The following is a 12,467-nucleotide window of genomic DNA, read 5'->3' as shown; positions in this document are numbered from 1 at the left end:
ACAACGGCGCCATCCGCCTTATCGAGGAGCATGCCGGGGAGGTCGACGCCGACGGGGAGGAGACCCCGCCCGTCGCGGCCGTGTCCGTCGTGACGGTCGCCACCGACCTCAAGGAGCCGTCCGACGCGATCGTCGGCCGCCGGGGGGGGGGGGGGGGGGGGGGGGGGGGGGGGGGGGGGGGCGGGGGGGGGGGGGGGGGGGGGTTTGGGGGGCGCGGGCCGGCCGCCCCCTCGCGCATCGCCTCGGCCGAGGCGTGCATCCGCGCCAGCTCCCGCTCGTCCATCGGCACCTCGAGACGCCGGACGGCGCCCGCCCGGCCCACCACCGTCGGCATCGACATCGCGACGTCGTCCAGTCCGTGCCACCCCTCCAGCGGCGTCGAGACCGGCAGCACGGCGTTCTCATCGCGCACGATGGCCTCGACGATGCGGGCCGCCGCCACGCCGATCGCGAGGTTGGTGGCGCCCTTGCCCTGGATCACCGTGTACGCGGCCCCGGCGACCTCGCGCTCGAGCTCCTCGAGCGCGGTGCGGTCCAGCGCCGGTCGCCCCTCGGCATCGAGCCAGCCCGTCAGCGGCACCTGGCCGATGCTGGCGGAGGACCACAGGCCGAACTCGCTGTCGCCGTGCTCGCCGACGATGGTGGCGTGCACGCTGCGGGAGGAGACCCCGAGCCGGGTGGCCAGCAGCCAGCGCAGCCGGGAGGTGTCCAGCACGGTCCCCGAGCTCATCACCCTTCCGCGGGGGAGGCCCGAGATGCGGGCCGCGGCCAGGGCCAGCACGTCGGCAGGGTTCGTCACCAGCACGTACACAGCATCCGGTGCCTGCTCGAGCAGCTGCGGCAGCAGGCTCTGCAGGATCGCGACATTGGTCCCGGTCAGCTCGAGGCGGGTCTGGCCGGGCTTCTGCCGTGCCCCGGCGGTGATCACCACGACGTCGGCCCCGGCGACGACGGAGATGTCGTCCCCGCCGATCACCTCGGCCCCGGAGGCCAGCGAGCTGCCGTGGGCGAGATCGAGCACCTCCGCGTCGACCTTGGCGGTGTTCACGTCGTACAGGGCGATGGTGCGGGCCGAGCCGCGCAGCATGGCGGCGTAGGCGACGGAGGAGCCGACGGAACCGGCTCCGACGACGGCGAGCTTGGGGGCGGCCGAGGGTGGCGCGACGGCGGGGGCGACGGTGCTCATGGCACCAGTGTGGGTGCCGGGGCCCTCCGTGCACAGAGCGATCCGCGAGAAAGCTTCGCCGGGAAAACCGGTCGACGCCGTTCCCGCGCCGCTCCTAGACTCGCACCGTGCGCATCTGATCAGCCCCGTCCATCGCCGCGTCCCGCGACCAGGAGCTGATCCATGCCCTCGCATCCCCGTCCCACCGCCCCGACCGATCGATCCGTCGCCGGGGCCGCCGCGCCCTCCGTCGCCGGAGCAGCCGCGTCCTCCGTCGCCGGAGCCGCGGCCGCGGACCCCGCCCTGCACCTGCGCGCCGAGGGGATCTCCTTCTCCTTTCCCGACCGGCGCGTGCTGACCGATATCAGTCTCGTGGTGCCCGCGGGATGCCCCACCGGCCTGCTCGGGGAGAACGGCAGCGGCAAGTCCACGCTGCTGCGCATCCTCGCCGGTGCCCTGCAGCCCGAGGGCGGAACCGTCTCAGCGCCCGGCCCCGTCGCCCTGCTCCACCAGGAGCTGCCGTTCCCGGGATCCGCCACCCTCGCCGACGTCGTCGCCGATGCGCTGGCCCGTTCTCGCCGCCTGGAGCGCGAGCTCGCGCGGGCAGGGGAGGCGCTCGCCGGCGGGACCGGTGAGCCGGCCCCCGAGGCGGCCCGCCGATACGACCAGCTGCTGGCCGAGGCGACTCTGGCCGACGTGTGGAACGCCGACCGCCGCGCCGAGACGGTCCTGGCCGGTCTCCATCTCGACGGCCCGGGCCGGAGCACCCGACTCGACCGGATCAGCGGCGGCCAGCGGGAGCGGCTCGCCCTCGCCCATCTCCTCATCGCCCGCCCCACGACGTGGCTGCTGGACGAGCCCACCAATCATCTCGACGACGACGGGGCCGCGTTCCTGGCCTCCGCGATCCACGAGCATCCGGGGCCGGTGCTCGTCGCCAGCCACGACCGGGCCTTCCTCGACGACGCCACGCTCGCCCAGCTCGACCTGGACCCCGCCGAGAGCCCCGTGGCCTCCCCGCCGGGCGGGCTGACGCTGTACACCGGGGGATTCTCCGAGTACCTGCTGGCCCGTCTCGAGGCGCGGGAGCGGTGGGAGCACCGGTTCCGCGCCGAACAGGAGGAGCTGGCCTCCCTGCGCCGGGCGGTCACGGATTCGGCGGAGGTCGGCCACGCGGGCCGGGGCCCGCGCACCGAGGCCAGGGCCGCCAAGAAGTTCTACGCCGACCGCAACGCCAAGACCGTCTCGCGGCGACTGCGGGAGGCCCGGGCCCGCCTCGAGCAGCTCGAGGCGGAGCAGGTGCGCAAGCCCCCGGCCGAGCTGCACTTCACCCACCTGCCGTCGGCCCCGCGGCGGGGTGGCGGGGGAGCGGACGGTGCCGTGCTGGTGGCGGCGAGCCGGGCAGCGGTCTCCGGCCGCCTCGCGCCGACCTCGTTCAGCCTCGCCGCCGGGCAGCGGCTGCTGGTCACCGGGCCCAACGGGTCGGGGAAGTCGACTCTGCTGGACGCGGTGACCGGGGCGCTCGAGCCGACGGCGGGCAGCATCGACCGGCCCCGCGGTCTGCGCATCGGTCACCTCGGGCAGGACGACGAGGCGATCCCGGGGCGCACCGTCGATGAGCACCTGCGCGCCGCAGCGACTGGCTCCGCCCACCTTCCGCCCGAGGACGGCGCCGTGCCCGAGCTGTTCGGCCTGGTCCACCCCCGCGACCTCTCCCGGCCGCTCGATCAGCTCTCCCGCGGCCAGCTGCGCCGCGTGATGCTCGCAGCCCTCCTGCTGGATCCGCCCGAGCTGCTGGTGCTCGATGAGCCCACGAACCACCTGGCCCTGGTCACCGCCACCCGGTTCGAGCAGACCCTGCAGGACTGGAACGGCACGGTGCTGATCGCCTCCCATGATCGCTGGCTGCGCAAGCGCTGGCAGGGCGAGGTGCTCGAGCTGGCATGACCCGCCCTGCGTGGTCGGCAGGCGGCATCGGCTGCGGCACCGTCGGTCTCTCACCGTCCGGCCGGTGGCGTCACACGAGTTCACGGAGGTCGGCGTCGCTCGCCGCGGTGCGTCACTGTGAACTCGACCCCGTTCTCAGGAGGAGCGCCATGACCGACACGTCCGCGACACCGCAGCAGTTCGAGACCCTCGCCATCCACGCCGGGCAGGAGCCGGATCCGGGCTCCGGGGCTCGCGCCCTGTCGATCCAGCAGACGACGAGCTTCGTCTTCCCCAGCGCGGAATCGGCCGCGGACCGCTTCGCCCTGGCCGAGGCCGCTCCGATCTACACCCGCATCACCAATCCCACCCAGGCAGCGGTCGAGGACCGGATCGCCGCGCTCGAGGGCGGCGCGGCCGGGCTCCTGGTCGCCTCCGGCCAGAGCGCGATCAGCCTGTCGATCCTCAACCTGGCCGGCGCCGGGGACTCCGTGGCCGTCTCCCCGAGCCTGTACGGCGGCTCGTTCAACCTCTTCAAGCACACCCTGTCCCGGCTCGGCATCACCCCACAGTGGATCGAGGACCCCACCGACGCCGAGTCCTGGCGGGCCGCGGCCGACGAGACCACCCGGGCCTTCTTCGTCGAGTCCATCCCCAACCCCAAGCACGACCTGCCCGACCTGCGCGCGATCGCCGACGTCGCGCACGAGGTCGGTGTGCCGCTGGTGGTGGACAACACGGTGGCCACCCCCTTCCTGCTGCGGCCGCTCGAGCACGGGGCGGACGTCGTCGTCCATTCCGCCACCAAGTTCCTGGGCGGACACGGCACCTCGATCGCCGGCGTCATCGTCGACGGAGACAGCTTCGACTTCACGGCCCACGCCGAGAAGTACCCGCAGTTCACCCAGCCCGACGAGTCCTACAACGGGCTGGTCTTCTCCACGGTGCCCGCCGCCTTCGCCACCCGCGCCCGCACCAACCTGCTGCGCGACCTGGGGCCGGCCATCTCCCCGTTCAACGCCTTCCTCATCGGGCAGGGCCTGGAGACGCTGCCGCTGCGCATGGAGCGCCACCTGGCCAACACCCACCGGGTCGCCGCCTTCCTCGAGGCCGACGAGCGGGTGTCCTCGGTGACCTGGGCGTCGCTGGAGTCCTCGCCCTACAAGGCGACGGCGGACACGTACCTCCCCAAGGGCGCCGGCAGCGTGCTGGGCTTCGTCCTGCCCGGCGGGGTCGAGGCCGGCCGGCGCTTCGTCGACGCCCTGACCCTGCACTCCCACGTCGCCAACATCGGTGACGTGCGCTCGCTGGTGATCCACCCGGCCTCGACCACCCACGCGCAGCTGAGCGAGGCCGAGCAGCGGGCCGCCGGCGTCGAACCCGGCTTCGTGCGGCTCAGCGTCGGCATCGAGCACATCGACGACATCCTCGCCGACCTCGAGCAGGGTCTGTCCGCCGTCTCCGCGTGAGCCGGCAGGGGCGGAGCACAGCTGCGGGGAGCACAGCTGCGGCCGTTGTGCCGCCGGCCAGGCGAGCTGGATACGCTGGGCACATCATGAGCAACCAGCCCGCGCCCCTGCCGTCCGTCCCGCTCGATCGCTGGCCACCGGTGTGGACCCCGAGCGCCGTGATCTTCGACTGCGACGGGCTGCTGGTGGACACCGAAGGCCGCTGGGTGCTGCTGCAGGAGGACTACCTCGCCCGGCACGGCGCGGCGCTGGACCCGGAGGCGCGGCGCGCCCTGACCGGCCGGGCCGCCGAGATCGTCGTCCTCGCCATCGCCGAGGCCGTCGGCAAGGACCCCGAGCTGGTGGGCCGCGAGCTCCTCGAGGAGCACCGCAGCACCATCGGGGAGAAGCTCACCCCGCTGCCCGGAGCGCTCGAGACGCTGCGAACCATCGCCGGCGTGAAGCCGGTCGCCGTGGCCTCCAACTCCCCGCGGGAGATGCTGGAGGTCAAGCTGGCCGAGCTCGGCATCGCCGACGTCGTGGACGTCTCGATCGCCATCGAGGACGTCGCCGCCCCCAAGCCCTCCCCGGAGATGTACCTCGCCGCGGCGCGCGCTCTGGGGGCCGATCCCGCCGACTGCCTCGGATTCGAGGACTCGGAGACCGGGGCCGAGGCGGCGCTGGCCGCCGGGCTGCAGCTGATCGCGGTCCCCTCGATCCCCGGGCAGGATCCGCGGGCCCCGCGCCGGCTCAGCTCCCTGACCGACGCGGTGCTGGCCGACTGGATCGCCGGCTGGGAGAGCACCCGATGAGCGTCGCGGCCCCGGCCCGGTTCACGGAGGCCTTCGGGGACTGGACTCCGCGGGCGGTCGTCTTCGACTGCGACGGCCTGCTGCTGGACACCGAGAGGGTCTGGCAGCGCGCTCAGGACAGTGTCGTGGCCGGGGTGCAGGCGACGCTGGAGGACGAGGACCACGCCGAGCTGCACGGCTCGACCATCCAGGTCGCCGCGGCCCTGATCGCCCGCAGGGCCCGCGCCGAGGAGCAGCGGGTCCTGGACGATCTGCACCGGGAGTTCGAGCGCGAACTGGCCGGCGCGATCCGCGTGATGCCGGGCGCCGAGGAGATCGTGCGGCGGGCCGGGGCCCGCGTCCCGCTGGGATGCGCCTCGAACTCCTGGCTCGAGGCGCTCGAGCACAAGCTCACCCTCGGCGGGCTCCGAGAGCACTTCGCCGTGCTCGAGGCCTCCGACACCGTCGAACGCGGCAAGCCCGCCCCGGACATGTACGCCGCGGCGGCCCGCGCTCTCGGCGTCTCGCCGGGGGACACGCTCGCTCTCGAGGATTCCGGCACCGGCGCACGCGCCGCCCGTGACGCCGGTCTGCGTCTGATCGCGGTGCCCACCCCGGGGCACCCTGCGCCTCCGGCTGACCTGGTGCTCGAGGACCTGACCGACCCCGACCTGGCCGCATGGATCGAGACCTGGTGACCATGAGGCGAAGTCCACGCATGTCACGCCGACTGGCCACTGCCCATCGACGCGGTGTTCACTGGTCCCCATGACCACACCCTCCGACCCCTCTGCGCCGCTGACCGCCCGCGCCCACGGCTCCCCGTTGCGCGGCCGCGGCTGGCTGAACACCGGTGGCGCCGAACTCGACCTGGAGGCCCTGCGCGGCAAGATCGTGCTGCTGGACTTCTGGACGTTCTGCTGCGTGAACTGCCTGCACGTGCTCGATGAGCTGCGGCCGCTGGAGGAGAAGTGGGCCGACGAGCTCGTCGTGGTCGGCGTCCACTCCCCGAAGTTCGAGTTCGAGAAGGACCCCGATGCGCTCGCCGCGAACATCGAGCGCTACGAGGTCGATCACCCCGTCATCGACGATCCCGAGCTGGAGACGTGGACCGAGTACGGTGCCCGCGCCTGGCCGACCCTGATGGTCCTGGACACCCAGGGCCGCATCGCGGGGAACCTCTCCGGCGAGGGCCATGCCGCGAACCTCGACGCGCTCATCGAGCGGCTCGTCGGCGAGGGCGAGGCCGACGGCTCGCTGCGCCGCGGACCGGCCCCCACCGTGATCGCCGAACGGCCCCAGCAGACCCTGCGCTTCCCCTCCAAGCTCACCACCCTGCCCGATGGCCGTCTGGTCGTCTCCGACGCCGGCCAGCACCGTCTGGTGGTCTTCCAGAACGACGGCGTGACCGTCGACGAGATCATCGGCACCGGTCACCGCGGGCACGTGGACGGAGAGGGGGAGCGCGCCCAGTTCGCCGAGCCCAACGGCGTCCTCGCCCTGCCCGACGAGGTCGCCGCCGAGGTCGGCTACGACCTGCTGGTGGCCGATACCGCCGGCCACACCCTGCGCGGCGTGAAGGTCGGCCAGGACCGACTGCTGCGCTCACGGACCGCCACCGAGGTGCACACCGTCGCCGGCTCCGGCGCGCAGTGGATGCAGGGCGAGCCCCTGCCCCGCGGCGAGGGCGATGCCCGCGGGTATGCCCTCTCGACCCCATGGGACCTAACCTGGTCGCACGTGCTCTCCCGCGCCGTGATCGCCATGGCCGGCATCCACCAGATCTGGACCTTCGACCCCGTCACCGGCGCCCTGATGGTGCTCGCCGGCACCACGCAGGAGGGCCTCGTGGACGGCCCCGCCGTCACCTCCTGGTGGGCACAGCCCTCCGGGATCGACGAACTGCCCGACGGTCGTCTCGTCGTCGCCGATGCCGAGAGCTCGGCGGTGCGGACGCTGGATCCGCACACGATGCTCGTGAGCACCCTCGTCGGCGAGGGACTGTTCGACTTCGGCCATGTCGACGGCCCCGCCGGTCCGGACGGCGTCGCCCGTCTCCAGCACCCGCTGGGCGTGACCGCCCTGCCCGACGGCCGGATCGCCGTGGCGGACACCTACAACGGCGCCATCCGCCTTATCGAGGAGCATGCCGGGGAGGTCGACGCCGACGGGGAGGAGACCCCGCCCGTCGCGGCCGTGACCGTCGTGACGGTCGCCACCGACCTCAAGGAGCCGTCCGACGCGATCGTCGGCCCCCCGGTCGACGGCATCGGCCAGCTGATCGTCGTCGAGTCCGGCGCCCACCGCGTCACCTGGGTCCCCGTGGCCAAGGCCGCCGAGCGGGTCATCGACGAGGGCGCCCAGCGCTCCGAGCGCCCGGTGACCGAGATGGGTCCGGGCCCGATCACGCTCCGTGTGCTGTTCACCCCGCCCGAGGGCCACAAGCTCGACGACTCCCTCGGGCCCTCCACCCAGGTCACCGTGTCCACCACGCCGTCCGCCATGCTGACCAGCGGCGGAGGGGTCGACACGCCCCTGGAGCGCACGATCGAGCTGGATCCCGCCTACGGTGAGGGCGTTCTGCACGTCAATGCGCGCGCCGCATCCTGCGATGCCGACCCCGCCGTCGAGTTCCCCGCCTGCCACATGCACCAGCAGGACTGGGGAGTCCCGATCCGGATCGTCGAGGGCGCACCCACCCACCTGGATCTGTCCCTGCTCGCCTGAGTCGCCACAGGCCGACTCCACCGAGCCCCGTCGTCGGAAGCATCTCTCTTGGATCTGATCACGCAATTCCCCCTGGGCGACGACATCGCCGTGACCCTGCTGGTGCTGGGGGTGCTCTCCCTGGTCGCCCTGGTGGCCGGAGCCGTCGTCCCCAGCCGCCTGCGCCGCGACGAGGACAGCCCCGAGGTCGACGCCGGGCTCGGACGTCGCCTGGGCGTGCATCTGGCCTCGTCCGGCTCGATCATCCTGTGGGTCGGCGTGCCCGCCGTGGTGCTGCTCTACCTGGTCCCGGGGTCGACGGATGACCGCATCCTGCGCTCGGTGATGATGCTGGTGGGTCTTCTGCTCGGCCCGCTCGCCGCCTGGCGCGGCCTCGCGATCCAGCTCGCCGCGCTCGGGGTCGATGCGGAGCGACGCCCCGCGCTGATCAACCGCCTCGGCGCCCTGACGGTCACGGGCGCGCTCGCGCTGGCGATCCTGCCGGTCGCCATCGTCGTGTGGTTCACCCACGCCAGCGGCTCGGCCGCGCTGATGGCCCTGGCCGGGGGCGCCGCGATCTCGGCGTTCGCGATCCGGGTGGCCGCCGCGCCGCTGGACACCGCCGCCTCCGCCTCCGCGATCCTCGTGGGGACCGACGAGCACGAGATCGCCGCCGACGACACCGACAACCTCGGCGCACCCCATCTGCGCACCTCCCGCATGTTCCGCCGCGGGGCCGCTCTCAGCGCCGACCTGGTGGCTCTGGCCACGGCGGGCGCCGCCGTCGGCGTCATCCTCGGCGTGCCCGTGCTGGCCGCCGAGGGCATCCTGGTGGTGCTGCTCGCCCTCGCAGTGGCGATGCTCGCCGCCGGTGCGAGCGCCCTCATCCCGCACCTGGGCGGGCCCGGCCGCGAGCGCAGCGCCCTCCAGCTGGGCGGGCTGATCCCCGCCGTGCTCGGCGGCGCCGGCACTGTCGTCGCCGCTGCCCTGTGGCTACCCTCGCAGTACAAGGACCTGCGATTCGTCCAGGCCGGCATGGAGAACTTCACCGACCAGGCCGTGGCCGGGCCCGACCCGCTGCCGCGCGAGCAGCTCGAGCCGCAGATCGAAGAGGCCGTGGGCGACATGGGCCAGTGGGTCTCCCAGACCGACGACTCCCGGGACGCGGGAGCCTTCCTCGACGTGCTGACCCTGTACACGGTCTCCCCGAGCGCCGTGGTCGCCGCGGCCCTGGGCCTCGGCGTGCTCGCCGCGCTCGCCGTGGTGGTCCTCCTCGGCGGCACCGGCCACCGGTTCGGGGGCACCGTGCTGCGCGCGGCCCGCACCAGCCGCACCGGTGGGGCGCTCGGCGTCACCGCGGGCCTGGGCTCGACCGCCCTGGTCGCCGCCGGCTCCCTCGCCCTGATGCTGATCGTCGGCGCCGTGCTCAACGTGCTCAGCGCCGGCGTGCCCGGCCTCGCCCTCGCTCTGCTGGCCTACGCCGGGCTCGGCGCCCTGGTGGTGGCCGCGGGGTACGCCGGTTCGCTGATCGCGCCGACCCTGGTGGATCGCCCCGAGGCCGAGCGCGGCCTGCGCGATGCCGGCGCCACCTCCGCCACCGGACCGCGCGGCGTGCTGCTGCTGGCCGGCTGCCTCACCGGCCTGGCGGCGCTGGGTCCCATCGTCACCGCGCTCCAGGTCGCCCCGCGTGCGGCGACCGTGTGGGAGGACCGCACCCTGCACGCCCTCACCCCGCTCTCCCTGCCGCTGCTGGGCGGAGTCGGACTGGGCGCGGTCACCGTGCTGCTCGTGACCGCGTCGCTGCTGGACGGCGCCCGCCGGCTCGGCGCGAACGCCGTCGTCGAGACCCGAGCCTCGATCCTCGAGAACCGCAGCGGGGTGGCTCTGCCCGACATGCCCGAGATGGTCCGGCGCGCCGTGCTGACCCCGGTCGTGCTGATCGTGCTGATGCCGCTCGTCGCCGGGTTCGGACTGGGCGCCGCCGCGCTGCCGGGCCTCGTGGTCGGTGTGGTCCTGACCGCCACCGGACTGGGCCTGTGGTCGCTGGGCTCCGCCTCTACCATGGACAGCGCAGCGGCGGTGATCGGCCAGGGCCGCTACGGCGGGTCGGGCTCGTGGGGGCACTCCGGGGCTCTCGGCGGCGCCGTGCTGACCGGCACCCTGCGCGCCGCGGTCGGCTCTGTGGCCCTGCCGCTGCTGCTGGCCACGTCCGTGCTCTCCGCGCTCGCGGTCAGCTCCGTGGTGAGCATGAGCACCGACGGCACCAGCCCCTACCTGCGCTGGGGCATCGCCGTGATCGCGCTGATCATCGTGCTGACCTGCTGGGTGATCGCTGCGACCGCTCCGGAGGTCGACCTCGAGGACGGGGAGGGCGAGATCTCCCGCCCGCTGTTCGCCCGCGACGAGGAGGAGGCCACGGACACCCTGGACGCGATGGACTGGGAGGACGACGCCGAGAACGTCGACCAGGTCCCGGTGGCCGCCGCGCCCGCCCGTTCCAAGCGCAGCAAGCGCCGCAAGGGCAGTGGGAAGGCCTCCGCAGGCACCGGGGAGAAGAACAGGAGCTCGGACTCGGCCTCCGACTGAGCCACGTCCCGATCATGACGGTGGCGGCGGCACCCTCGGGGTCCGCCGCCGCCGTCATGTCTCGGCGCCGAGGCCCCGCAGCACGAACTGCTCCAGAGCGGGCCGCGAGAACCGGCGCGCGGCAGAGCCCACCAGCAGCGCGTTGATGATCCGCACGGTGGCATCGACATCGAGATCCGCCGCGAAGTCACCCTGGTCCACACCCTCGCGCACGATCCCGCGCAGCACGTCCTCGATCATCAGCACGTGCTCGCGCATGCGCGCCGCGGTCTCCTCGCTCAGCGACGTCGCGCCCGCCGAATGGGGCATGTGGAACGAGACCGTCAGCTCGAGCTGGGTGCGCACATACGCGACCGCCGCATCACGCGGGGAGGCGGAGTCGCTCACCCCCGCCCGCAGCTGCGCGATGTAGTCGGCGGTCTCATGGATCGCGTACTCCACCAGCAGGGTTTCGCGGTCCGGGAAGTGGTTGTACATCGCGGTGCGGCCGACTCCGGCCGCACCGGCGATCTTCGAGAACGTGATCGACTCGAAGTCCTGGGTCTCCAGCAGCTCGGCGAGCGCGGCGAATATCTTCTCGCGGGTGCGTTCGCGGTGCTCCTCGAGCGACCCTCCGATGATCTTGGGCATGACGCATTCTTACACCCCGACAGATCCCGGGGGCCAGACCATCGGCTGGCCGCGTGCGCTGGTCATGCCGCTACCGCGCCGGGAGGTGCGATGAGACGGACCCGTTCCTGGATCCGTTCAGGGAATGATCGCGTCGACGTAGCCGCCGTCGACGCGCACCGTGCCGCCGGTGGTGGCGGAGGCCAGCGGCGAGGCGAGGTAGACGACCATGTTGGCGATCTCCTCGGGTTCGATGAGTCGCTGGATCAGGGACTGCGGGCGGTATTCGCGCATGAACCGGCGCTGGGCCTCGTCCCACGGCAGCTCATCACCGACGAGGGAGCGCGCGAACTCCTCGACGCCCTCGGTGTGGGTGGGCCCGGCCATGACGGCGTTGACGGTCACGCCCGAGCCGGCGGCCGTCTTCGCGAAGCCGCGCGAGGCGCCCAGCAGAGCCGTCTTCGAGGTGCCGTAGTGGATCATCTCGGCGGGGATCGCGAGGGAGGAGTCGGAGGCGATGCTGAGCACGCGCCCCCAGCCGCGGTCCATCATCGCCGGCAGCAGCATCCGCGTCAGGCGGATCGCGGAGAGGACGTTGACCTCGAAGTACCGCCGCCACTGCTCGTCATCGATCTCGAGCGCGTCCATGGACTCGAAGATGCCGAGATTGTTGACGAGTATGTCGACCTCTCCGGCGGACTCGGCCAGCTCCTGCGCACCGTCCGACGTGGCGGCATCGGCGACCACGCCCCGGGCCGACCCCGGACCGCCATGCTCCTGGATCCGCGCCACGGCGCGCTCGAGGGAATCCGGAGTGCGGCCGTTGACGACCACCTGGGCGCCGGCCCGGGCGAGCCCGTCGGCGATCGCGAGGCCGATCCCGCCGGACGAGGCCGTCACCAGTGCAGTCCTGCCGCTGAGGTCGATGTGCATATATGCGCCTCCCACGTTCCGAGTTGTCTCTCGAGTCGTACGGGGCCATCACATCACGCGATGCGGCCGACGGGGGAGGTGAGCAGCGGTGCCCGGCCTGATGGCCGGTGGGACGGGCCGCGCCTCGCCGGCGGGCAGCCGTGCCCGGCCGGCGGGGAACACATGAGAGCGGGTGACGGTGTCTTGGTTCAGGACATCGGAATGGGATGTCTCGGGACATCGGCATAGCGTGTTGCAGGACATCGGCATGAGTCTCAGGCATGTCGAAGCGTCGGTTGGTGGTCACTGCTGTCCTTGCTGGGT

9 protein-coding genes are annotated in these 12,467 nt (G+C 73.1%); 6 read left to right on the top strand and 3 right to left on the bottom strand.

Annotated features, from left to right (window positions below; translation table 11 throughout):
- A partial coding sequence (locus tag AC5020_RS16600; protein WP_494564453.1) for an L-lactate dehydrogenase occupies positions 1–1,186 on the bottom strand: 1,186 nt, incomplete at its 3' end.
- Positions 1,187–1,348: 162 nt separating this feature from the next.
- Between AC5020_RS16600 and AC5020_RS16595 the strand changes: the two genes are divergently transcribed.
- From AC5020_RS16595 to AC5020_RS16570, 6 genes are all read left to right on the top strand, one after another.
- Positions 1,349–3,112: an ABC-F family ATP-binding cassette domain-containing protein gene (locus AC5020_RS16595; RefSeq protein ID WP_464989096.1), complete on the top strand. Its 1,764-nt coding sequence runs from the start codon at positions 1,349–1,351 to the stop codon at positions 3,110–3,112.
- Between the two features lie 149 nt (positions 3,113–3,261).
- Complete coding sequence (locus AC5020_RS16590) at positions 3,262–4,560, top strand: O-acetylhomoserine aminocarboxypropyltransferase/cysteine synthase family protein (RefSeq protein WP_464989095.1); 1,299 nt, start codon at positions 3,262–3,264, stop codon at positions 4,558–4,560.
- Positions 4,561–4,646: 86 nt separating this feature from the next.
- Positions 4,647–5,351, top strand: coding sequence for an HAD family hydrolase (locus AC5020_RS16585; RefSeq protein WP_464989094.1), 705 nt, complete (start codon positions 4,647–4,649; stop codon positions 5,349–5,351).
- A complete protein-coding gene (locus AC5020_RS16580) occupies positions 5,348–6,028 on the top strand; it encodes an HAD family hydrolase (RefSeq protein ID WP_464989093.1) in 681 nt (226 codons plus the stop codon). Before AC5020_RS16585 ends, AC5020_RS16580 begins: the two co-directional genes overlap by 4 nt.
- Positions 6,029–6,098: 70 nt before the next feature.
- Complete coding sequence (locus AC5020_RS16575) at positions 6,099–8,057, top strand: thioredoxin-like domain-containing protein (protein ID WP_464989092.1); 1,959 nt, start codon at positions 6,099–6,101, stop codon at positions 8,055–8,057.
- Positions 8,058–8,105: 48 nt separating this feature from the next.
- The gene (locus AC5020_RS16570) at positions 8,106–10,622 is read left to right on the top strand and encodes a hypothetical protein (protein ID WP_464989091.1); all 2,517 of its coding nucleotides are present in this window, start codon (positions 8,106–8,108) and stop codon (positions 10,620–10,622) included.
- Between the two features lie 54 nt (positions 10,623–10,676).
- Here AC5020_RS16570 and AC5020_RS16565 read toward each other — a convergent pair whose 3' ends face one another.
- On the bottom strand, positions 10,677–11,252 hold the full coding sequence (locus tag AC5020_RS16565) for a TetR/AcrR family transcriptional regulator (protein ID WP_464989090.1): 576 nt from the start codon (positions 11,250–11,252) through the stop codon (positions 10,677–10,679).
- 117 nt (positions 11,253–11,369) lie between these two features.
- Complete coding sequence (locus AC5020_RS16560) at positions 11,370–12,164, bottom strand: SDR family NAD(P)-dependent oxidoreductase (RefSeq protein WP_377018257.1); 795 nt, start codon at positions 12,162–12,164, stop codon at positions 11,370–11,372.
- Positions 12,165–12,467: the final 303 nt, after the last annotated feature.

The sequence above is a fragment of the Brachybacterium sp. SYSU DS0246 genome (assembly GCF_059391765.1).
This window is presented reverse-complemented; position numbering and strand designations above follow the sequence as displayed.

What these genes read in the sequence shown, in the direction of transcription:
- AC5020_RS16595 (WP_464989096.1), top strand. Translation starts at nt 1,349, where the DNA reads ATGCCCTCGCATCCCCGTCCCACCGCCCCGACCGATCGATCCGTCGCC.
- AC5020_RS16590 (WP_464989095.1), top strand. Translation starts at nt 3,262, where the DNA reads ATGACCGACACGTCCGCGACACCGCAGCAGTTCGAGACCCTCGCCATC.
- AC5020_RS16585 (WP_464989094.1), top strand. Translation starts at nt 4,647, where the DNA reads ATGAGCAACCAGCCCGCGCCCCTGCCGTCCGTCCCGCTCGATCGCTGG.
- AC5020_RS16580 (WP_464989093.1), top strand. Translation starts at nt 5,348, where the DNA reads ATGAGCGTCGCGGCCCCGGCCCGGTTCACGGAGGCCTTCGGGGACTGG.
- AC5020_RS16575 (WP_464989092.1), top strand. Translation starts at nt 6,099, where the DNA reads ATGACCACACCCTCCGACCCCTCTGCGCCGCTGACCGCCCGCGCCCAC.
- AC5020_RS16565 (WP_464989090.1), bottom strand. Translation starts at nt 11,252, where the DNA reads ATGCCCAAGATCATCGGAGGGTCGCTCGAGGAGCACCGCGAACGCACC.
- AC5020_RS16560 (WP_377018257.1), bottom strand. Translation starts at nt 12,164, where the DNA reads ATGCACATCGACCTCAGCGGCAGGACTGCACTGGTGACGGCCTCGTCC.